The sequence below is a fragment of the Fibrobacter sp. UWH1 genome, assembly GCF_002210365.1.
In the GTDB taxonomy this organism is placed as follows: domain Bacteria; phylum Fibrobacterota; class Fibrobacteria; order Fibrobacterales; family Fibrobacteraceae; genus Fibrobacter.
Genome location: NZ_MWQG01000001.1, coordinates 159,415 through 181,660 on the forward strand (window position 1 = coordinate 159,415; position 22,246 = coordinate 181,660).

18 protein-coding genes are annotated in these 22,246 nt (G+C 49.1%); 2 read left to right on the forward strand and 16 right to left on the reverse strand.

Annotation, left to right across the window (positions count from 1 at the left end; all coding sequences use genetic code 11):
* Positions 1 to 12 precede the first annotated feature (12 nt).
* From murF to B7992_RS00680, 6 genes are read right to left on the reverse strand one after another with little or no spacing between them, the layout of a single operon-like run.
* A complete protein-coding gene (gene murF, locus B7992_RS00655; RefSeq protein ID WP_073157050.1) occupies positions 13 to 1,395 on the reverse strand; it encodes a UDP-N-acetylmuramoyl-tripeptide--D-alanyl-D-alanine ligase in 1,383 nt (460 codons plus the stop codon).
* Complete coding sequence (locus tag B7992_RS00660) at positions 1,388 to 2,824, reverse strand: UDP-N-acetylmuramoyl-L-alanyl-D-glutamate--2,6-diaminopimelate ligase (protein WP_088665370.1); 1,437 nt, start codon at positions 2,822 to 2,824, stop codon at positions 1,388 to 1,390. The genes murF and B7992_RS00660 overlap by 8 nt, the downstream gene beginning before the upstream one ends.
* Positions 2,824 to 4,740, reverse strand: coding sequence for a penicillin-binding protein (locus B7992_RS00665; RefSeq protein WP_249269294.1), 1,917 nt, complete (start codon positions 4,738 to 4,740; stop codon positions 2,824 to 2,826). Before B7992_RS00665 ends, B7992_RS00660 begins: the two co-directional genes overlap by 1 nt.
* Entirely contained in the window at positions 4,737 to 5,048 is a 312-nt protein-coding gene (locus tag B7992_RS00670; protein ID WP_073157055.1) for a hypothetical protein, read from the reverse strand. The genes B7992_RS00665 and B7992_RS00670 overlap by 4 nt, the downstream gene beginning before the upstream one ends.
* Positions 5,045 to 6,091 carry a 16S rRNA (cytosine(1402)-N(4))-methyltransferase RsmH gene (gene rsmH / locus B7992_RS00675; RefSeq protein WP_088665371.1) on the reverse strand — a complete coding sequence of 349 codons (1,047 nt, stop codon included), beginning with the start codon at positions 6,089 to 6,091 and terminating at the stop codon, positions 5,045 to 5,047. Before rsmH ends, B7992_RS00670 begins: the two co-directional genes overlap by 4 nt.
* On the reverse strand, positions 6,078 to 6,557 hold the full coding sequence (locus B7992_RS00680) for a division/cell wall cluster transcriptional repressor MraZ (protein WP_073157061.1): 480 nt from the start codon (positions 6,555 to 6,557) through the stop codon (positions 6,078 to 6,080). Before B7992_RS00680 ends, rsmH begins: the two co-directional genes overlap by 14 nt.
* Before the next feature lie 313 nt (positions 6,558 to 6,870).
* Here B7992_RS00680 and fliB point away from each other — a divergent pair, with 313 nt between their 5' ends.
* Both fliB and B7992_RS00690 read left to right on the forward strand, forming a co-directional pair.
* Positions 6,871 to 8,079 carry a flagellin lysine-N-methylase gene (fliB, locus tag B7992_RS16495; protein WP_176421810.1) on the forward strand — a complete coding sequence of 403 codons (1,209 nt, stop codon included), beginning with the start codon at positions 6,871 to 6,873 and terminating at the stop codon, positions 8,077 to 8,079.
* Positions 8,076 to 9,056, forward strand: a complete 981-nt coding sequence (locus tag B7992_RS00690) for a DUF1848 domain-containing protein (protein WP_088665372.1) — start codon at positions 8,076 to 8,078, stop codon at positions 9,054 to 9,056. The genes fliB and B7992_RS00690 overlap by 4 nt, the downstream gene beginning before the upstream one ends.
* Positions 9,057 to 9,081: 25 nt before the next feature.
* On the opposite strand, the gene B7992_RS00695 is transcribed toward B7992_RS00690, so the two are convergent.
* The 10 genes from B7992_RS00695 to B7992_RS00740 all read right to left on the reverse strand — a co-directional run bounded on the left by B7992_RS00695 (position 9,082) and on the right by B7992_RS00740 (position 22,182).
* Complete coding sequence (locus B7992_RS00695; protein WP_088665373.1) at positions 9,082 to 11,340, reverse strand: hypothetical protein; 2,259 nt, start codon at positions 11,338 to 11,340, stop codon at positions 9,082 to 9,084.
* A 19-nt stretch (positions 11,341 to 11,359) separates the two neighbouring features.
* Positions 11,360 to 12,010, reverse strand: coding sequence for an ABC transporter permease (locus tag B7992_RS00700; protein ID WP_254917567.1), 651 nt, complete (start codon positions 12,008 to 12,010; stop codon positions 11,360 to 11,362).
* Positions 12,011 to 12,133: 123 nt separating this feature from the next.
* A complete protein-coding gene (gene ettA, locus B7992_RS00705; RefSeq protein ID WP_073157073.1) occupies positions 12,134 to 13,822 on the reverse strand; it encodes an energy-dependent translational throttle protein EttA in 1,689 nt (562 codons plus the stop codon).
* 95 nt (positions 13,823 to 13,917) lie between these two features.
* Positions 13,918 to 14,511, reverse strand: a complete 594-nt coding sequence (locus B7992_RS00710; RefSeq protein ID WP_141100329.1) for a hypothetical protein — start codon at positions 14,509 to 14,511, stop codon at positions 13,918 to 13,920.
* Positions 14,512 to 14,607: 96 nt separating this feature from the next.
* On the reverse strand, positions 14,608 to 15,129 hold the full coding sequence (locus B7992_RS00715; protein ID WP_073157078.1) for an OmpH family outer membrane protein: 522 nt from the start codon (positions 15,127 to 15,129) through the stop codon (positions 14,608 to 14,610).
* A 9-nt stretch (positions 15,130 to 15,138) separates the two neighbouring features.
* On the reverse strand, positions 15,139 to 17,892 hold the full coding sequence (locus tag B7992_RS00720; RefSeq protein ID WP_254917573.1) for an outer membrane protein assembly factor: 2,754 nt from the start codon (positions 17,890 to 17,892) through the stop codon (positions 15,139 to 15,141).
* A gap of 209 nt (positions 17,893 to 18,101) precedes the next feature.
* Positions 18,102 to 19,799 carry a LamG domain-containing protein gene (locus B7992_RS00725; protein ID WP_254917568.1) on the reverse strand — a complete coding sequence of 566 codons (1,698 nt, stop codon included), beginning with the start codon at positions 19,797 to 19,799 and terminating at the stop codon, positions 18,102 to 18,104.
* Positions 19,800 to 19,830: 31 nt separating this feature from the next.
* Entirely contained in the window at positions 19,831 to 21,630 is a 1,800-nt protein-coding gene (locus B7992_RS00730; protein ID WP_073235649.1) for an ATP-dependent endonuclease, read from the reverse strand.
* A 211-nt stretch (positions 21,631 to 21,841) separates the two neighbouring features.
* Positions 21,842 to 21,895 carry a prepilin-type N-terminal cleavage/methylation domain-containing protein gene (locus B7992_RS17315; protein ID WP_073157404.1) on the reverse strand — a complete coding sequence of 18 codons (54 nt, stop codon included), beginning with the start codon at positions 21,893 to 21,895 and terminating at the stop codon, positions 21,842 to 21,844.
* 95 nt (positions 21,896 to 21,990) lie between these two features.
* On the reverse strand, positions 21,991 to 22,182 hold the full coding sequence (locus B7992_RS00740; RefSeq protein WP_073235645.1) for a hypothetical protein: 192 nt from the start codon (positions 22,180 to 22,182) through the stop codon (positions 21,991 to 21,993).
* Positions 22,183 to 22,246: the final 64 nt, after the last annotated feature.

Here is a 22,246-nt window from a genome sequence, read left to right on the forward strand (position 1 = left end):
CTCTTACTATCCTTATGCCTTAACCTTGGTAAGCTTTAACATTGCTTCAACAACCTGTTCCATGTGCATGCCACGAGAGCCCTTCACCAGAAGCACATCCCCTTCGGCAACAACTTCAGACAGTTCCGCATTCAATTCCTGCACGGAATCGAAATGATAGGCGGACTTCATACCCTTGGACTTTGCGCCCTTCACATAGAGCTTAGCCTTTTCACCTACGGTGAACAGCATGTCAAAATTCATTTCGGGAACCATGGCACCCATTTCCAGATGGAGGGCGTCGGTCTTGTCACCCAGTTCCAGCATATCGCCGAGAACGGCAATGCGACGGGCAACCTTCATGTTTCCGATAGTCTGCAGGGCCATCTTGGTAGAAGACGGATTGGCATTGTAGCAGTCAGACACGATGGAGAAACCGTTGGCCTTCTTCAGTTCCATACGCATGTTGGTAGAATGGAAACCAGCCAGAGCCTTGGCGATGTCCGTCTTGGAGACTTTGAAAGCCTCGCCAATTGCAATGGCGGCCAGGGCATTATAAACGTTATGGATGCCCGGAACAGACAATTCAAACTTGGTGCGGCCGATGTAGAAGGTAGCACAGTTGTCTTCATTGTAAGACAGCTTTTCGGGCTTATAGATACCACGCTTGATACCGAAAGTCACTACCTTGTAGCTGGTGTTGGAACGCAACTTGCACAGACGTTCGTCATCGGCATTCACGATCAGGAGGCCGTTCTTCTTGAGGCCTGCAGTAATGGTACGCTTTTCGGCAAATACGCCGTCAAAGTCAATCAGCTTTTCCAGATGACTGGCACCGATATTGGTAATCACAGCTACATCCGGTTCAGTAGCCATAGACAGCGGACGAATTTCATCGGGACCGCTGGTACCCATTTCAATCACAGCCGCTTCATGGGAATGCTTCAGCTGGAACAAGGTCATGGGAACGCCAATGTGGTTGTTGAAGTTACCGGCAGTAGCGTGGGTGTTGTACTTCATAGAAAGTACAGCCTTAGTCATTTCCTTGGTGGTAGTCTTGCCGTTAGATCCAGTAATGGCCACCTTCTTCACCTTGAAATTCTTCTGGTAGCCCTTGGCGAGCTTCAGCAAAGCCTTGGTGGTATCGTCCACGGGGGCATACATCTTGAAGTTTTCAATACCTTCAGCATCCTGGTTCACAACACTCATCAGAGCTCCATTCTTTTCCATTTCGGTAACAAACTTGTGGGCATCAAAACGTTCGCCCTTAATCGGCCAAAAAACCACACCCTTGGCAGGTTCACGAGAATCCATGCAAAGGTTCACCTTGCGATTCTGTGTACGGGCGTTAACGCCGAAAGCCTGGGTTTCCAGGATTTCAAGCATTTCCTTAATTTTCAGGTCCAGCTTAAACATTTTCCATCGCCTTCACCACTTCTTCGTGGTCGTCAAAATGATGCTTAGTCTTGCCAATGATCTGGTAATCTTCATGGCCCTTACCGGCAACCACAAGCCAGTCGCCATCCTTCAGTTCAGCGCAGGCGCGCTTGATGGCTTCGTCACGAAGTTCCACAACTTCGAACTTGTCAGTCTTCATACCTGCCTTCACATCGTTAATGATGTCAGCCGGATTTTCGGTACGGGGATTGTCAGAAGTGAGCCAGGCCTTATCGGAGAGACGTTCTGCAATTTCGCCCATAATGGGACGCTTAGTCTTATCGCGATCGCCGCCGCAACCAAAGATGCAGCTGAGCTTACCGCGACACAGGCTACGGGCAGTCATCAGCACACGTTCAAGAGCATCGGGAGTGTGGGCGTAATCCACAATCACATGAATTCCGTTCTTGTTCCAGACCTTTTCGAAACGTCCCGGAACACGAACTTCGGCAAGAGCCTTATCCATAGCAGCCTTGGAAATTCCAACGGCATTGGCCCAGGACAGAACCAACATCACGTTGTCCACATTGAAATCGCCACAAAGGGCAGTTTCAAAATGAGCGTCAGAAGCCGCGCAACCAAAGCCATTCAAATCAAACTTTAAACCGTCTTCGGTATTGAGGACCGTACCGCAGGGCTCTACGTCAGCCTTTTCAGAACCCAGGCGCGAAACGCCAACGGTTTTTAGTCCAGTAGACTTGAGTTCATCACAAAGCAGGGCGCCATGAGCATCATCCACATTGATTACGGCAACACCATCAGAAGCCAGATACTTGGTAAACAGCAACTTCTTTGCATCGAAGTAGGCTTCCATAGTCTTGTGGTAATCCAGATGATCCTGGGTCAGGTTACTGAACAATCCGCTGCGATAGCTAATGCCAGCGACACGGCCCTGATGCAACGCATGAGAAGACGTTTCCATAACCAGGTCGGTACAGCCTGCATCAACAGCCTTTGCCGCAAAGGCAAACAAGTCCAACTGACCCGGAGTCGTCAGGTTTGCGGGAACAGAGATATTACCCACCTTGTTCTTGATGGTTCCCAACAGGGCAACCTTCTTGCCTGCAGCAGTCAACATAGCATCCATCAAGAAAGCGCTTGTAGTCTTGCCGTTAGTACCAGTAACAGCATGGCAAGTCAACTTCGCAAACGGATCCTTGTAAAAAATCCTTGCCGCTTCCAGACGGGCAGCCTTCACGTTAGACACCTGGATCCACTTGGAAGTCAAACCTTCAGGGGCCACATTTTCACCAACGACAGCAACTGCACCGGCAGCCACCGCGTTACGTGCGAAAACTTCATAACCTTCAGTCGGCAGCGAGAAGAAAAGGTCGCCAGCCTTAACACGGCGGGAGTCGTCGCACAAACCACGAACAATCAAGTTCTTCATCAAAGTTTCAGAAAGCATTAGCTTCTCTCCTTCAACGTGAGTTTGCATACTTGCCCTTTACGTAACACTTCATCGGCCTTCGGGGATTGGGCAACTACGCGACCCTTGCCTGTATATTCAACATTCATGCGGAAGTTACCTGCAATTTCAAGAGCATCCTTCAAGGAGAGGCCTTTCAAATTGGGCATCTTGCCGCCATCCATATTTTCGAGAATCAGGGTGACTCCAACAGAATCATTCACATCGCGACGTTCAGACACAACGCGAAGCCCTTCACCTTCAAACTTGACATTGCAACCCTTGGAAGCAGCCAGGGACTTTGCCGCAGTAGCGAGCATTCCCACATAATCGTCGTTACACTTGGACTTCGCACTCACCAGTTCCAGACTGTGAGACGCAGGAGACAGTTCCGGATGATAGTAGATGCCTTCCATAATGCGGCGGAAAATCGGGCCAGCCGTGTTACCACCGTGATGCTGAGCCGTCTGAGGATCATCTACCAGAACCAGGCAGACATAACGGGCGTTTTCAACCGGAGCAAGTCCAATAAAGGAAGCAACCTGATGTTCTCTATCGTACTTACGGGTTTCCGGATTATACTTTTCTGCAGTACCCGTCTTGCCGCCAAAGACCACATCGGGAATCTTCTTGCTCATGACCTGCTTTGCGGTACCGTTATTCACCACGCGAGAAAGCATGGCGCGAATCATGGACGAAGTTTTTTCAGAAACAACTCGACGAAGTTCCGTAGGTTCGTTCTTTTCAACAAGCTTACCCTTGGAATCACGCCATTCCTTAACGAGCATAGGCTTCATCAGCTTGCCACCGTTTGCAATTGCAGCATAGGCCATCACCATCTGAATGGGAGTCACCAGCACAGAATGGCCAAAGCCCATAGACTTAAGGTCACTGCCGCTATTGCTGGCCAAGGTCACGTGATCCTTCAAGGCGCCAGATTCCTCGCCATAGAAATATTCAGAAGTCTTTTCGCCAAGGCCAAAATGCTTTGCGGTAATGTAAAGATTCTTAGCCCCCACTTCGGTGGCAATCTTCGCGAACACCACATTGGAAGACTGCACCATGGCTTCGGGCATATTCATATCGCCGTACACATGGGTGTCGCAAATGGGAGCAGACTTGGGATTCCATGTCCAGCAACGACCTTCGTTGGGGAACACCTGATTGGTATCCACAGCACCGCTTTCGAGAGCAGCAGCAGCGGTAATCAACTTGAAAGTAGAACCCGGTTCGTATGCCATAGCCACGATATCATTCTTGGCCATGCTGCCCACACCCTGATTCTTGGAATTGGGATCAAAGGTCGGATAGCTAGCCATGGCGAGAATTTCACCCGTATACGGGTCCACAACCACAGCGCTTGCGCTCTTGGCAATATAGCGGGACACGCCATCCTTCAATTCCTTTTCGACGAGTTCCTGCATATTGCGGTCAATAGTCAGCACCAGGTTCTTACCCGGTTCAGCCTCGGCCACATTTTCGGAACGTCCATAAATTTCACGTTTGCGAGCGTCCTGAATGCTCACGCGGAAACCTTCATTGCCGCGCAGGCGGGAATCGAACATACGTTCTACACCAAGGCTGCCTTCACCACTGCGGTTCACCTTCCCAACAATCTGGGAAGCCAGCTTGCCCTGCAAGAAAATGCGGCTATAATCTTCAGACTTACCGGTATCGCGAAGATTTTCGGCAAACACCACACCGTTACGATCCATAATCTGGCCACGTTCGGCATAGATGTTCTTGGTATGAGTCACCATGCTCTTGGTTTCAGCCTGGTAGATTTCTCGGTTCAGAACTTGAATATTGAAAGTCTGCCATGTCAAAACAAGGATAAAACCAAGAACCAGCATTTTCCAGATGGAAATTGCGTCCAGGTTAATCACCTTCAATGCTTCAAGATTCACAAACTTCACTTGGAACCCCCTACCACACGGACCTTGGTGGGAACCTGATTGAGGCCAAGTTCAGCTGTTTCAGCAAAGTCATTCAACTTTTCAAGAGAAGACAGTCTGTTGATTTCCAGTTCCTGCAGCAGAATCTCGCGGCGAAGCATATTCACCGTTTCAGAAAGTTCATGGGACTTCGCATAAAGACGAGTCATTCGATTCTGCATGTACAAGGGCAAAATCAGCAAGAGCCCTGCCACCAGCACAAGGCAGAGGAAACACCGCACAATAAAGCGGTTAGAGTAATTCACGAAATTTTTGGTTTCTTCGTTCATACCCTCTCGTACACTCTCAGCTTTGCAGAGCGAGCCCTACTGTTCTTTGCAATTTCATCATTGGAGGGAAGAATCGGCTTGCGATTTACCTTCTTCAGACGCTGGTGATTTCCGCCGCACATGCACACCGGCAAATGTTCCGGGCAAATGCAAGCCTTTTCAAATTCAGCACAAGTATCCTTCACGCAGCGGTCTTCTACAGAGTGGTAGCTCATGACCACCAGACGACCGCCCACCTTCAGGCAATCCACTGCAGAACGGATACTGGTTTCAATCTGGCGCAGTTCGCCATTCACTTCCATACGAACAGCCTGGAACACGCGAGCCAGCAGGCTGTTGGCGTCACGGCGCTTGTCCGGGAATACGGATTCCACAACGGACTTGATATCGCTAGGCAGGATATCGCGGCCCTCGCGACCAGTTTCTGTAGCAACTTCAATAATGCGAGTTGCCAGCTTAAAGGCGCGATCCATATCAGCGTTCTTACGCAGGGCTTCAGCCAAGTCATCGGCGCTTACACTACGCAACCATTCCTGGGCAGAAACTTCTTCACGACGATCCATACGCAGGTCTAACGGATTATTGCCAACGAAAGTAAAACCACGGGTAGAATCGTCTACCTGATGGCTACTAATTCCCAGATCATAGAGAACGCCGTCCAAGGAATCAGCCGGAATCTCTTCGCCCAGCATGGCAAAGGGAACCGGATGCACCACAAACTTGGGAAGACCTTCACCGTTGCTAACGGCAGAAAGGCGCTTAGTCGCAAACTTTACCGCATCATCATCGCGGTCAAAGGAATGCAAGGTTCCTTCGGCAGAAAGGCGGGTCGCAATAGCATAGGAGTGGCCGCCACCGCCCAAGGTACAGTCAGCAAAAGTTCCACCGGCTAGGATTTCAGCACCTTCAAGACGGAGACCTTCAAGGCATTCCTTCAGCATTACAGGATCATGGTAGAACACGCCGCCTTCAACTCCGGCGACAGCTGCTTCAGAAATTTCGTTTGTACGTAGAGACTTTACCTGAGGGTCATTTTTGCTCATCAGATCCTCCCGCAAAATCTGCCATACAGAGTCTTTCGAACTCAGCCAGATCCTCTTCGGAATCCATAGCGAACTGAGCTTCATACTTTTCTGTATTCCACAATTCCAACGACTTACCGCCAACAGAGTCCACGAACATTACGCTGTTCGTAAGGCCTGCAAACAGGAGCTTATCCTTAGGGAGTAATATGCGATTCTGGCCGTCGAGCTCAACAGGGATGGCTCTTAGACGCAGACGGAATTTTTGGGCAGCATTGCGGTCGGACCAACGGTCAACCTCAGCTTTGAACTTATCATATTCGGCTCTTACAAACAAACGAAGTCTGTCCTTCATCCAGTTCGTGAGCACGAATTCAGAACCATCCTCAGGGGTCAGTTGACGACGGAATTCCCGAGGGAAGGCGCACCTACCCTTTCCGTCGATGGCCGATTTGGCCTGACCTATGAAATAGTTCTCTAAGCTCATTTTTTTATTCCATCACACAATTACACAACACATGGAATTATTAACACACATTTCAAATATAGCTTACTTCTCCCCACACTTCCCCATTTCAGTGGAAAAACACGCCATTTACACCCCCGACTTCACCACACTTCCCCACGAGGTCCGACTTCTCCATCTCAATCACTCTGATTTTATTACAGAAATCATACCGCCGCAGCAGGTCCGCCCAGAAACAAATGCACACAAGAGCACTACTTTTCTATATTTCCACCCACAAACCACCCCACTACACCCCACAAAAACGTTTTTCTTTCGGGAGTTTTCACAGGATATGCTGCTGCGCGTACCGTCTTTCTACAACAAGTTTTGCTGCCTTGCCGACAAATGCACCGACACCTGCTGCGTCGGCTGGGAAATCGACGTCGACGAAATCAGCCTTTCCAAGTACAGGGACCTCGCCGAAAACACATCCCCGAAATGCGAAAGGGACGAAAAGAAAATCGCCTTCGCCAAAATTTTGATGGAAAACATCCAGGACGGGCATTTCATCTTAAAGCCCGGCGACCGCTGTCCCTTCCTTATGAAAAACGGCCTTTGCGAAATGATCTGCAAACTGGGGTGCAACGGATCCGACTTAGATGAATCCGGCGAAAGCGTTCTCTGCGACATCTGCCGCGAGCACCCCCGCTTTGTGGAAGTTTACGGGGACATCATGGAAAAGGGCGTCGGCCTTTGCTGCGAAGAAGCCGTTAGACTATTACTCACCAGCGATTCACAAGACGACTCCACCATCTGTCATTCTGAGCTATACGAAACTAAGAACTTTAGTTCTCAAGTTGAGTTATGCCCTTTGGGTAGAAGCACGAAGTGCGAAGTCGAAGAATCTAGCAACGTTCTAAATCTCGTCAAAAGTGAAATTGACGAAGAACCCGACGAAATGCCCGAAGGCGCCGAAGAAGCCCGAGACGCCATCTTCGCAGAACGGGAACACATTTTTGAATTGCTGGCAAATAAAAGCAAGCCTCTGAACCAGAGGCTCATAGAGATTTTGGATTACGTCGAAAATACAAACGCAAACGATAAAGAAAATTCCGATCTCTTAAGTGATGCCGCTACCAAGCAAACCTGGATCGAAATCCTTGGCGAAGGGGAAAGTTTCGGACCCGCCTGGGATAAAGCCTTTGAACGAATGATCCGCAAAGGCTGGGACCAGTCTCAAGATTTATTTTCTGAAGAAGACGGCGAAAAAATCGTAGCCTACCTGATTTTCCGCTATTACGCCAAGAGCCTCTTTGACGGTGACGCCATCACCAAGGTTCAGTTCGCGATCTTCTTCTGGATTATCCTGCAACATTTCGGAATGGAACTTTCCGCCGAAGTTCCTGAAGGCGCCGCAGATCTTACCCGCAAAATCAATGCGGTAAAGCTTTTGAGCAAGCAGACAGAATACTCCGAAGAAATCATGGAAATCCTGACAGATAACTTCTACCAGAACGAGGCTTTCTGTACGGAACAGTTCCGCAGCATTCTATCCCCATGATCATTTCAGCCAGCATCCGCACGGATCTTCCCGCCTTTTACTCCAAATGGTTTCTGAATCGGATTCGAGAAGGTTTCGTCCTGGTACGCAACCCTTACAATCAGGATTACATTACCCGATACCAGCTGGACCCAAGTGTAGTTGACTGTATTTTCTTCTGCACCAAGAATCCAACCCCGCTCCTTCCCCATCTTGACGAAATCAAAGATTTCCGCTGGGCATGGCATATCACCCTCACACCCTACGGCAAGGACATCGAGCCCAACGTTCCCGACAAGCGATTGATCGTGGAACAATTCAAGAAGTTGTCGGACTTGGTTAACACCCATAATGGCGGCCAGGATGCAGTACAGTGGCGTTATGACCCCATCTGCATTACAGAACGTTACACCGTGGAGCAGCACATCAAATCCTTCGAGGTGATGGCCGCTCTGCTAGAAGGCTACACCCACACCTGCATCATCAGCTTCGTGGACATTTTCAATTGCGTCACCAGGAACTTCCCTGACCTTAAAGAAGTTTCCTGGGAAGATCAAATTACCCTCACCAAAGCCTTTGTGGAAATCGGTCGCCTGCACGGCATAAACATAAAGACATGCGTGGAAAGTTCCGCCCTGGCAGAATTCGGAGCAGATTGCAGCGGATGTTCCACTCCAGATTTTTTTGAGAAAGCCTTAGGCCTTAAAGAAAAAGGTCTTACCTTCGTGCCGCCAAAGAAGAAATTTGCCCGCGAGGAATGTTCCGCCTGCGTGGTAGGCGGAGACATCGGCAATTACAGCAACTGCCCGCACCTTTGCAAATATTGTTACGCCAACTACGGCAAGGATCAAGTGCTAAGCAAGCACAACATGCACGATCCGAATTCACCGCTGATTATCGGTAACGTTAAGCCCGGCGAAATCGTCCACCCGGCAAGACAAATCAGCTGGATAAAGAAAAAGCCCGACATTCAGCCGGACTTGTTCGAAAACATCTAGAGTTCTAAAGAGCCATATAGGCTACTTAGCGCACATTAATCACCTTATGTGCAGTCCCTGACTTCAGCAAATAGCGACCAGGTCGGGGCAGATCCAGCAGCATCGCATTTCTGTCGGCGGTAACATTTCTGATAACCCTACCCTGCATATCGAAAACGGCAACAGAAGAACCGGGCTTCAAACCGCTAATCATAACAGATCGATCAACAACGGAAATTCGCAATGCATTTTGCAAATGATTTTTCACAACCGTCGTTTCGGAATCACCATTCCCAGAATCATCATCCTCGGGATCGTCCGCCGGGTCCTTCACAGGATCCTTTGCAGGAATTTCAGAAGACTCAACAGAAATGAGCACCGTCTCTAAAGACTGTACAAAGCCGTACACCCCATCCTTTTCAGAAAGAACCGGACAAGTCTTTCCATCTTCACACACCAAAGACACGGCAGCCTCGAAACCTTCATCACAGGTTACCGTAAATTCAGCGGCACCTCCATAGAAAAGCTTTGCAGACAGACCTTCCACAGAGCAGTGTTCATCGTTGTTTTTAGCCACGGCATATTCACGTTTCTTACGTTCAACGCTAACAGAAACAGGAACCGACGGCATCAAGAAAATTTCAGACCAGCAGCCATCATCATCACAACTCAATAGTTTGAGTTTCATCTCCTGATTTTCATCTCCATTTTTATAGCTGAACATAACTTCACCTATATCGGAGCCCACTTCCTCTCCTACATAAATTCGAACGGCGTCTCCAGGCAAGGCATAATCCGCATAAACGGAATCCCCGTCCATATCAGCATCTGGGTACACCACGAAAGAGGAACTAGTATCCTCCAGAATCACCGCATACTTTAACTGTCCCCCAGACAAAACCACATTAGAAGCAGGCATGGTAAAGCTATACTCACCGCCAGCAGAATCAACGGACGAAAGATCAGAAGAACCCTCTTCACCGAACACAGGCAATTCCGCTAAAGCATAACCGGCTTCGCACACGACATTAAACTTAACCTTATCGCCAGCATTGGCAGAATCAGGCAATCCCTTGGCCACGCAAATTCCATCAAGTTCATTGCCAACACCATAATTGACCAGACCACGAGTCACCTTAAATACAACAGGTGCCGCCGGCATCTTGAAAGTACCGCTAGTGCAATCCTTATTGGCAGAACAGGAAAGAAGTTTCAACTCACCCTTAACAGAGTCAGCGCCGTCATAATAACTATAACTGATAGACTTGATAACTTCCGAAGAAAGGTGTTTAGCCTTTATGGTATAATTAATTCCCGAGTCATAGAACCCTTCGTTGGAAGTATAATAATCCACATAGGATTCCCCCTCATCTTCAAAGGTTACTTTATATTGAAGTTTACCCTTTACGACAGATGCGGAGTTGCCCTTCGTCATCGAATAAATGCCATTCTTATCTGCAGAAATATCCTTATAGCAGGATTTATCGTTTTTGTCTCCACATTCCTGATAAACTTTGCTCAAGAAATATCCTTCATCGCAATGAACGGTAAACTTCACACGGTCTGCAGATTCTGCCGTAGCCGGAAGACCACTGGTTTTGCAATGTTCGCCAAGATCTTCGCTAAGGGAGGTGTCGATTTTCTTAAACACGGCATCCACTTCATAGGCATGCCCCTGTCCATCATAACTAAATTCGGTAATTTCGTTAGCCTGATTAATTGATGTAGCATAAGGTTTCTTATTCCAGTTTCTCATATTTACAGACGACAGGTAGTAGCCTTCATCCGCATCCACCAAGAAAACGACATTGGCAGAAACATAATAGTTTTCACCTTTATAGGTATCTCGTACGGTATTCTTAATCGTTACAGAGCCGTTGCCCTCTACATAGACCTTAATGGTATAAAGCGGGAAAATGCTTAAACTTACATCAGCATTCCATTCACTCATGGTAAATTTATAACGCTTACCCTTCTCAATTTCAGTCATGCGACCGTTTATGTAGTACTTCGGCGTGTGATAGGCATTCACGGCAAGATAGGCGGCGTCAAGCATAAAAACACCTTCATCATCTCGCTTAACGTCTACATCCACATAAAGAACCGTCCCCGGTTTCACCCTGGCGCTATCGGCGAGAATCGTACCATCCTCTGTAGACACCCTATAGGTTGCCCCACCGTTCTTGACTTTTCCCTGGACAAGCATCACGGTGCCATTTTCGTCGGTCCCATCCTTCTTTTCGCTATCTTCGGCATAGGCCATAGACACAATCATGAGCAAAACGAATACGATCCAAAATTTCATTCGCAACTTTTTTTACCTTTTACAAACTAATGAACTTCCGCATTCCCACAACAGTAGCGGCAACACAAACCGCTAACGAGAAACCAAGCGCCACCACAGGCATCATCATATCCCGCAAGAAAGTCTGATAACCGAGCTGCACCAAAAGCAAAAGCGGAATAATAAAGAACAGCGTCCCCTGAGTGGCTGCGCGAACAGTTTTCGCCTTAAGAGAAAGCAACAAGGAAAAGGCATTCACTAAAAGACAAGCTGACATAGAACCAAGAATCGCAGCAACCGCCACCTCACCGTTCACAACATCAGAGTGCGCGCCCCAATACACTAGCTGGCAAATCAACGAAAACATCAACGGGAATGGTAACACGGCGAGCAGCTTACCCCAAAACAATTCCGCAGGCTTCACTGGAGAAAGCTGCAACAGTTCCAGGGAATTTCTTTCACGTTCGCCAGCAAAGCTATCGGCAGCAAGAGGCGCACCCATAGTCGCCATGAGGCAACCAAGCAACAGCATCATGTAGCCGTCCATGCCCTGCATAATCTGCCCGCCATAGCGAGAAACGGCAATCCCCTGGGACGCCGCCAACAGCACCGGAGGAATCACAAAAGGAATCCAGAAGCGGGGCTCCCGGAAAACCAACCGCAGTTCATGCTTTAGAACGTGAAGAATCATGCAAATTGCTACGCAATTTAATTACGAATTATGAATTACAAAGTACGAAATACAACATTCCGCAACTTTCTCATAATTCATAACTCGTAAATCGTAATTCACGAAACAAGTTTCCAAAGGAAACTAGTTTCGTGTCAGAGTCTTGTACTTGATGGGCTTGGGGTTTTCGGCATCTTCGCCAAGACGCTTGCGGCGATCGGCTTCGTATTCGCTCCAGTTACCTTCGAACCAGACCACATTGGAATCACCTTCGTAAGCGAGAATGTGGGTAGCGATACGGTCCAGGAACCAGCGGTCATGGGAGATGATCACGGCGCAGCCTGCGAACTTGAGGATTGCCTGTTCCAGAGCCTGGAGGGTTTCGATATCCAAGTCGTTGGTCGGTTCGTCAAGGAACAACAGGTTACCCGGCTGCTGCAGGTTCTTGGCCATAAGCACGCGGTTACGTTCACCACCGGAAAGGGTGGAAAGCTTCTTCTGCTGGGCAGCGCCAGTGAAATTGAACAAACCACAGTAGGCACGGCCATTCATCTTGCGGTCGCCCACCATAATTTCGTCATTGCCGCCAGTAATGGTTTCCCACACAGTCTTGGAATCGTCCAGGGAATCGCGGCCCTGTTCCATACTGATGATCTGCACGGTCTCGCCAATCTTCAAGGTACCAGCATCCGGCTTTTCGGTTCCGGTGATCATCTTGAAGAGCGTGGTCTTACCAGCACCGTTGGGGCCGATAATGCCCACAATACCGGAGCGGGGCAGGCTGAAGTTCATATCGTCGAAAAGCACCTTTTCGCCAAAGGCCTTCTGCAAATGTTCGGCCTGAATAACGATGTCACCCAGACGGTTGCCGTTGGCAATGTGAATCTGAGCCACGTTGATCTTCTCTCTGGAATCTTCAGCCAGGAGTTCTTCGTAAGCCTTAAGACGAGCCTTGTTCTTGGCCTGGCGAGCCTTGGGACTCTGCTTGACCCATTCCTGTTCGCGAGCCAGGCGCTTCTGACGGTCAGATTCGCCCTTTTCTTCACCGCGCATACGTTCCAGCTTCTGGTCCAGCCACTGGGCGTAATTGCCTTCCCAAGGAATGCCGCGACCGCGGTCGATTTCAAGAATCCAGTTGGTCACGTTATCCAGGAAGTAACGGTCATGGGTCACGAGAATGACGGATCCCTTGTATTCACGTAGGTGACGTTCCAACCATGCAACAGTTTCTGCATCCAAGTGGTTGGTAGGTTCATCCAAGAGCAACAGGTCCGGTTCTTCCAAGAGCAGGCGGCACAGAGCCACGCGGCGCTTTTCACCACCGGAAAGGTTGGTCACCGGCCAGTCACCCGGCGGGCAACGGAGGGCGTCCATAGCAATTTCAATATTGCGGTCCAGGCTCCACAAATCCTGAGCGTCAATGATGTCCTGAAGCTTGGCCTGTTCGTCCAGGAGCTTGTTCATTTCATCATCTTCCATGGGTTCTGCAAACTTCATGGAGATTTCGTTGAAGCGGTCAAGAATAGCCTGTTTCTTGGCCACAGCCTGCATCACGTTTTCCTTGACGGTCAGGTTCGGATCCAGCTGAGGTTCCTGAGGCAGGTAGCCAGCGGTACGACCCGGTTCAATCCAAGCTTCGCCCTGGAATTCCTTATCGATACCAGCCATAATACGCAGAAGCGTAGACTTACCGGCACCATTCTGACCGATAATACCAATCTTAGCGCCATAGTAGAAGCTAAGGGAGATGTCCTTCAAGACTTCCTTGTTGGGGTAAGACTTGCACATCTTGTACATGTAGAATACAAACTTTTCTGCTTTATTTTCGGCCATAATGAGCTCGCTTCGCTTTGAGGTGTGAGGTCGGTCGCTACGCTCCCTTTGAGGTATGAGCGTTTTTATTTACTACTTAAATATAAAAAATTCATCTAGTCCATTACGCAGGGAATCGCTTCTTCTTCAACCCAGTTGCCGGCAGTACATGTGTAAAGCGTCCAATGGTCTTTATCATAGACCGTCCAGCCTTCCGTAGAACTAGCACACTGCATATTCAGGTTTTCAATATTGCTGATGGTAATCTGCGCACCACCTTCATAGCAATCTGTCGCAGGTTCAAAAATAGACTCCGAGCTCTCGCTAGAAGAAGACGGGCTTTCATCAATGACATCACTGGAGCTTTCTGCCAAAGCATCGGAACTCGAAGACGGCTCTGCAGAATCTTCACAAACAGAAGGCTGATAGTCGCTGAGATAAACCCAATCTTCCCCATCGCATTCCATCACATGATCCATTTCTACAAGATAAACATGGGCGCACTTGTACGATACACGACACTTGTATTCATTTGCCAGGGAATCCAGCGTCATTACCGTATCCGGCAACACCAGAGTGTCAGTGCCCGGCACAGGATTTCCCTGATCCGTTCCAGAAGATTCACTAGGTGAACTGCTATCGTCTCCGCAGGCAACAAAATTCATTGCCGTGAAAAGCATTGCAATCAACATCCAAACTCTACGTTTCATATTCGCTCCAAATAAAAATACCGCAGGCAACCCCGCGGCATTAAGATAACTTTTAATCGGCGCCAAAACAAGTTCAGCCCGACTTGTGATGACCAATTATCTATTGTTCAAATAGTCCAGTACCTTATTGGTCAGGTCGTTTTCCTTCTTCCAGAAAAGCACTGCGCCGGTAGCACGATCCACCACCATGTCGTAACCTTCCTGCAAGGCAATTTCAGTGACGGCCTTACGGATCAGCTGAATAATGGGGCCGCTGATTTTTTCGTTTTCAGAAATCAGTTCTCCCTTACGGCCATAGACGCGGTCCATGAAGTTCTTCAGTTCCGTATCCTTCTTGGCGTATTCCGCTTCCAGTTCGCGCTTCTTTTCATCAGAAAGCATCAGAACCTGCTTGTCCAGTTTTTCCTTAATGGCAGAAAGTTCCTTCTGGAGCAGGTTACCCTGCTGTTCCCATTTTGCCACCTGGCGGTCATATTCTTCCTGAGCCTTCTTCGTGCCCTTATAACCGTCAAAAATCAGCTTGGAATCCACATGAGCAATACGCAGACCATCTTCGGCGAAACCGGAGGTCGCACCGAACAAGGCAATCATCAAAACGATCAGAAGTTTCTTAACCATAATTCCTCCTTAGAAGCCCTGGCCAATCACGAAGTTGAATTCCATGTCGCCAACAGCACTACGCTGGAAACCGCTGTAGGTTTCACCCACATCCAGAGGCCATGCGAAGTCGAAGCCGATAATACCAAGCATAGGCACAACAACGCGGAAACCAAAGCCGATATCCTTCTTCAAGCTAGTGGGATCCCATTCGCTAAGCGGGTTGTGGCTGGGCTTTTCAACCTTGGTCTTGGGATTATAACGCTCACCGAATACGTTACCGGCATCAAAGAAGAAGGGCAACAGGTAGAAGGTCTGAGGCACAAGGCCCAACTGAAGTTCCGCACCAACATACTGGTAGCTGCGGCCCAGACGGCGGTAGCCAAGAGAACCGGAACTATAACCGCGCATGCATCCTTCGTAGCCCATGACACCGCCCATGGTGTACAAGGTACGATACTGCAACTGGTCACCGAAAATCACACCATACTGGTTCGTGAGAGCAATGCTCAAGCGATCGCGGAACAGCGGGAACCACCACTTAACAGTCAGCTCGGTCTTCACGAAGTCGAAGTCACTGAAGATAGCGCCATCAGCCCACTGCACATCCAGCACATAGCGAGAGCCGTCTGTGGGGAACTGCGGCAGGTTCTTGTCGTCGCGGAGCAGGCGGAAGTTGATTGCAGATTCAACACCGGAGTAAACCACATAGCTGTCATCGATATTTCGGCCCTGCTTGTTCATGAGCCAGCTATAACCAATCTGACCATAGAAGTAGTCATCGGGCCACTTCAGACGCTTACCCACATAGACGCTTCCGCCATAACGGGTAATGTCCGGGTCGTCATAATCTTCCATATTCCACCAGGAGTAGCTCAAGCTGGCACCCAGGGTAATGGGCTTATCAAGGAACCAAGGTTCCTGGAAGCTGATAGAAGCACTCTTCTTGTCGGCACCATATTCAACGCTGAAGCTAGCGGCCTGACCATCACCCATACAGCAGTTGGGAATAGACACGCTGGCAGTACCCACAAGACCATCGCTTTCGCTATAGGAAACACCCAGGCTGAACTGACCGGTACCCGCTTCCTTTTCCTGAACGGTAAAGTCAAGATCCACTTCCTGGTCGCCCACCACCTTAATGTCGGGCAGAACCATGTCGAAGTAGTTCAGCTGCATGATTTCACGGAAGGAACGTTCCAGCAGGGACTGGCGGTAAGTATCGCCCGGATACAGGCGAACTTCACGACGAATCACCTTTTCGTTAGTCTTGGTATTGCCATGGATGTGCACCTTGTGGATCTGGGCAGGCAGACCTTCGGTCATCTTGTAAGACAGGTTCACAATGGAATCGTTAGTGAAAGTACGTTCTTCTTCGTAAGTTGCAAACAGGTAGCCGTCTTCACGGTAGGCATCAAGCAGAGCCTTGCGGGAAGCGTCATACTTGTACTGGTCAAACACTTCGCCACTATCAAGACGATAAGCATACTTCAGCATATTGTCGTTCAGCACTTCGTTACCGGAGAAGTGGAGGCCACCCATGTAGTAGCGACGACCTTCGATCATATGAATGTGAATGAGGATCGAGCTGGAAGTCTTGATGTTATCATACTTGTTCAAGGCAGAGAACATGTCTTCGATCATATAGCGCACCACAAGCTTCTGCTCGTAAGCACTCATCTTCTTGATCTTCAACAGGGAGTCAATCTTCGGGTTGTTCCACTTACGGCCCTTTACAATATCAAGCCATTCCTTGCGGGCATCTTCGTAGCGGATAATGTCGTTCAGGTACTTCCAGGCGTCTTCTTCAGACTTGACCTTGGGCATCGGTCTAGTCACCCAGGGCATCTCGCCCACGGCACGATGATTGCGGAACAGGTGAGTTACCTGCATAGTGGGCTTGCCAGCCATCTTGTAGAAAGCGGTGGCGGTATCACCGAGAGCCAGATTCAGCTGATTGTACAGCGGTTCCAGCTTGTCTCCCAGGGGAACCATACGTCCCAGATAGAACAGGCAGGAGGAGTCCGGCAGATATTCAGCGCTATATTCAGTCAGTTCAGCATCCAGGAAACCGAAATGGCGGATGGCGTTCAACACCGTATCGCGGTCGGCTTCGAACACGTTTTCCTTGAATTCGCCGCCGCCCCACCACTGGTCCTGCTTGGTCAGCATATGTTCCAGAATATCTTCGCGGGGCACATTGTCGTTACCCTGGATATCGAAATCACGAACCTTCACCTTGCCGCCTTCACGGACAATGAAGGTCACCAAATTCTTGTTCTCATCTACAGGAGTTTCACGATAGCCCACTTCGGCCAGCAAATAACCTTCGGAACGGTAGTATTCCAAAATAGCCTGGCGGTCACGTTCCAGCTGGCTCTTGCTATAAACCTGGCCCGGAATCAGACGAATCTTCAGGCGCAGATCTTCTTCGGAAACTTCATCACAGCCGTCCAGAACAGCGGTATCCAAGGCAGGAAGTTCCTTAATCTTGAAAATCAAGTCCACATCGGAACCATCACCCACATAGTCAATCCAGGCAGTCACATCGTCAAAAAGACCAGACTCGTACAGAGAAGTCACCGAGGACTGCACCTTTTCGGTAAGACCCGTAGGAGAATAACTCTGGCCATCACGAATACCAATTCGACTCAGCACGGAACGTTCGTCCATATGGACGGTACCTTCCACCTTCACCTTGTGGATCTTATTTTCCACCATATAGCTCTCGGACATTTCGGACATGTCCAACAGCTGGGCCTGAGCCAGACCCACAACAAACATCACTAAAAACAGCAAACGGGTACGCAGAATGAACCTACCTAAATAGAATTTTCAAATTTTTCCGTCCAAAAATACAAAACTTGGAGCTGGGGAGCCCACCCAAAAGACCATTTTTCACCCTATTTACACCACAAAAGAATCGTTAATTTATTCGTGTACGCAAAAAGGGCGGAAAAGTTCCGCCCTAAAACGCAAATTTTTAAAGAAAATTAGAATTTCGCCACTAAAACCGGCCAGTAATCAGAAGGTTTCTGATTCAGGTAAGTCATGTAAGTCCAGGAATTCTCACGATAACTCCCGCCAACGAAAACTTCGTCTATGGCACCGGCAAAACCGCCAATCCTAAAATCAGCAGCCTCGCCACGAACGCCATCCCAATCAGACAAGACCGGCTTCTCGACCTTTGAAGAATTCACAAACAGGCAGCTGATTCCATTGCCCAACCCATCCATAGAAAGCTTGCTAAAAGCCACATAGACCCACGAAGCCGCCTTCAGCCCTTCGGAACCCGACGTCCAGCTCAATTTATAGCTGGCGGTATCCGCAACATCATCCGAAACCACCCCAGAGGCCAAGTGGTAAAAATTCACCACGAATCCGGAATCCGGAACGTAACGCAGTTCATATTCGCCAGCCTTTTCAAAAATCAGCTGTTCTTCGCCCAGATTATCCAATCGAATCCAGAGAGAGAAACTGAAGACATCTTCGGTACCGAACACCAGGTCCCCATGCAAAGAGGAATCCGCCTCTGCAGAATGATCCGCTACCAGGGCGCTTGTCGCTGACATCTTGACACCGCTACCCACAACCCCGTCCACCAAAGAAACCTTAAAGGCAGTACCGGGGAAGTTCTGCTTTTCTGCCCAGTCCGTTATGGGAGCGATACCATCATCAAAATGCCATACCATGTTATAGGCCCTATTGGTGGGGAACACATCCAGCGCAAAGCCGGAAGTCAGGGCATTATTAAAGACCAGTTCCAGGGAATCTTCCAGATTCAGGGAATCCACGTTCACCCAGAATACCGCCTCCTGGGCCAGGGAATCGAAATAGCCCGAGGTAATGGGCAGTTTCTTACTGGCCGCCCCACCTGCATTAATACGGCGAACTTCCCAGCGGCCATCCATTCCCGCAAGAGTATCAAAGTTGCAGTTTTCAGGAGTCAGGCGTAAGGCCAGCGGAATATCGCTGACAAAGCCCATCAGGGAATCCACACTCCCCTTAGGGGCCGCCAACGGGGCCACAAAACGCATCACCACGGTATCCACCGTAGCAACCGGCTCCGCATCAAAGCCCACCTTTGCTGTATCCTGGGGAGTAACCTTAAGGTTCTTATACAGTTCCACGTTCCCGCCCAGCGACAATCTCAAATCAAGTTCACCCGCCGGCAGGGAGTCCACAAGGATCATTCCACCAGAAACAGAAACTTCACGATAAATCGTGGTTCCCACTGCGGTTATCACGCCCTCGGCCCCATCAGCCATTTCCGACTTCAGCATCGCATAGCCCGGAACCTTAAGGGTATCGTCCTGAATGACCACGGAATCATGATCCGAGACCACAACATCCTGGACCAGCAAACGTTCGCCAGACACCGCAACCGCTTCAAGGGAATAAGTACCAGCAGCAACTCCGGTCAAACGATAGGAGCCTCTTTCGTCGGTTTCGCCAAAGATACCGACTGAATCGTCAAACACATTGAAATCTTTAGGAACGATACTGACGCGGGCCATAGAAGCCACGCCCTCGCCCAGGTAAAGTCGGCCCTCGATAGAAGCCAACTCCGGCGAACCCGTTTCAGCGCTGTTTCCCGCCACAGAGGTATCGTTAGAACACCCCACCACTCCGGCCAGGAATCCAGCCAGCGCGACACCAAACGTCGCAAAATACGATCTTGCAAAACCCACACTCATCATCCGATATAAATATACCAAACTATTAGTATTGTCCATGACTTCCTGCGATAATCCAGCGGCAAAGTTCCTCGATACTGGCATAATCTGGCAGGGTTTTTACAAAATTCTGTGATTTACTCCGTTCAATGAACTTGCTCCAGGCGGTTTCGCTCTTGGCTTCAAGTCCTAAATGTTCTTCGATGGCACCGCGGGTCCACACCCAGATTCCCTGACTGCGAAGCTTGGCATGAATGCTGCGGATTGCCATTTCGGCCTCGGGCATGGCCGCCATCATGGCGTAAGCCTGAGCCGCCGTGGTATTGCTATGCTTGCTCACCGGCAAACCATTCACCAAGCGTAAATGGTGCTGGAAGGCCAGCTCTCGGAACAAGTTCTGACAATACTTGATATCAGGATCGTTGTAATCCAGGAAGCCATCATGGGTAGCCGTAGTAAAGGCGTAATCCAAGTCCACAATAGCGCGAACAGGCATATCCATGGCCCCGAGGACCTGCATACTCTTGCGGGTATTGCTAACTCCACCCTGACGAACCAGGGCGCACTTGATTAAGGCAAAGCTCTGCCCCGTAATACGTTCAAACAAGGCGGGCAGAACCCTCAGTTCTGTCTTACCTTCGGTTAGCAGTACATAGTCAGCGAACAAAAGTTCATTACTATTAGAAAGACTGAACAACATCTGTAGCTGGCTGGGCGCATCCTGAACCACCTGGTGTACCGCATCTTCCATGCGCTTACGCATAAAGGTGCCACGTTCCTTGTTCTTGCGAATCAAAAGGGACGTGCTTACATCTTCGCTGGTCACCATCTGGGCGCTGTGGGTGGCAAAAACCACCTGGTACCCCTCGTTAGAAAGATTCTTGAGGGCCACGCGGACAAGTTCCACCGCCTGAGGGTGCAGATACAATTCCGGAGAGTCAATCAGCAGTAAGGTACGACTCAGATAATGGTTGTTATGATGCTTCTTGATATCAGCCAGATAGCGGATCAGGGCCATCTGGATAGCGCGCTGGGACCCCGCCCCCATGCGGCTTATATCTCGCTCGAAACCGTCATCCTCATCCATGACCTTCAGGCTAGCCCTCTTCAGGAAGGTTTCCATGGTCGGCACAGGAATATCCAGTTCCACCTTCACGCTGGGGAACAACGGACGGAGCTTTTCATTGACATCGCGATCGAAAGCGCCGATTTCTTCGGCCCGATTCTCGCTATCGGGAGAAAGCAAGTCGTTAAACTTGTTCAGCAGCATGTTGATTTCGCCACCGAATCGACGTTCCAGCGGTCTAAAAATTTCGTGGAGCAACTTCACGAAGGCCTGGTTGCCTTCAAAATCCCAAATGGCGATGGATTCCGGGAACATACGGCTAAAGGCCGCCATAAAACTATCATTTACTCGGGTCCATTCCCGCTTATAGGCTCCATTCCGCTTGTTAGAAGGCACAAACGCGAAAAATTCCATGGATTCTGAATTGCCACCAGGAACCCGCTGCACCTTTTTTACCCGCAACTGTCCCATATTGGGGCCAGCATTCACCAGGAACGGCTTGATTTCCGCAGAAAGATCTTCACCAAGGCGGGCCAGCACCTGTTCAGAAATACCATCAAAGACACCCTCCACCTCTACAGGAATATTCGGGTCGTCAAAGTAAGAAATATCCAAAGAAAAATGGGCCAACAGCCAACGAATCCCCATCAGGATGTTGGTCTTACCCGCATTATTATAGCCAATCAGAGCCGTGAAACCACTAAGAGGAAACCTCTGCTTCTGGATAGAACGCAGATTAGAAATGGTAATCTCAGAAAGTCTTAAAGCCTGGGGTTGCATACTCGCAATGTATATAAAAATTCGGGATGTGGGGCAACATATACATTTTTATAAGATTTTATGAAAAAAGTCCAGTTTCCAAGGAAACTGAACTTTTGAAACGCATACTTTTAAAAGATTCGCAGAGCCCTAATGACAGTTATTTAGACTCTACGCAAGGAAAGGCAACCACTCCTTGCAGGATCTTTTTCCCAGCCATTCTTTCCGCCATTCAACCAGCCACTACCACGATCATCAACTCAATAAGTGTAAAACCTTGACGCATAATACATTCCTTCCTAGGATTCCACAAAAATAATATAAGAACGAAAAAGGGCTCCCCGCGAAATTGCGGAAAGCCTTTTTAATTCAAACCAACAACTATTGGGCGCTGCACTTAGACAACAGCAACGGATTAGACCATTCACTGTAGTCAGAAACGCCATTCTTGTCAGTCCAAATCATACGCACCTGAACATAGAGGTCGTTCAGAGAGAAGTTTTCCGGATCATCTTCAGGATCCAACGCCCCATTTGCATCAGCATAATCAATGGCCAGACGATTTTCAGGCATAATATCCAGCAAAGTAGGGATATTTTTCTTTGCTGTATACCAGGAAGGTCCCGCAGATGCGGGA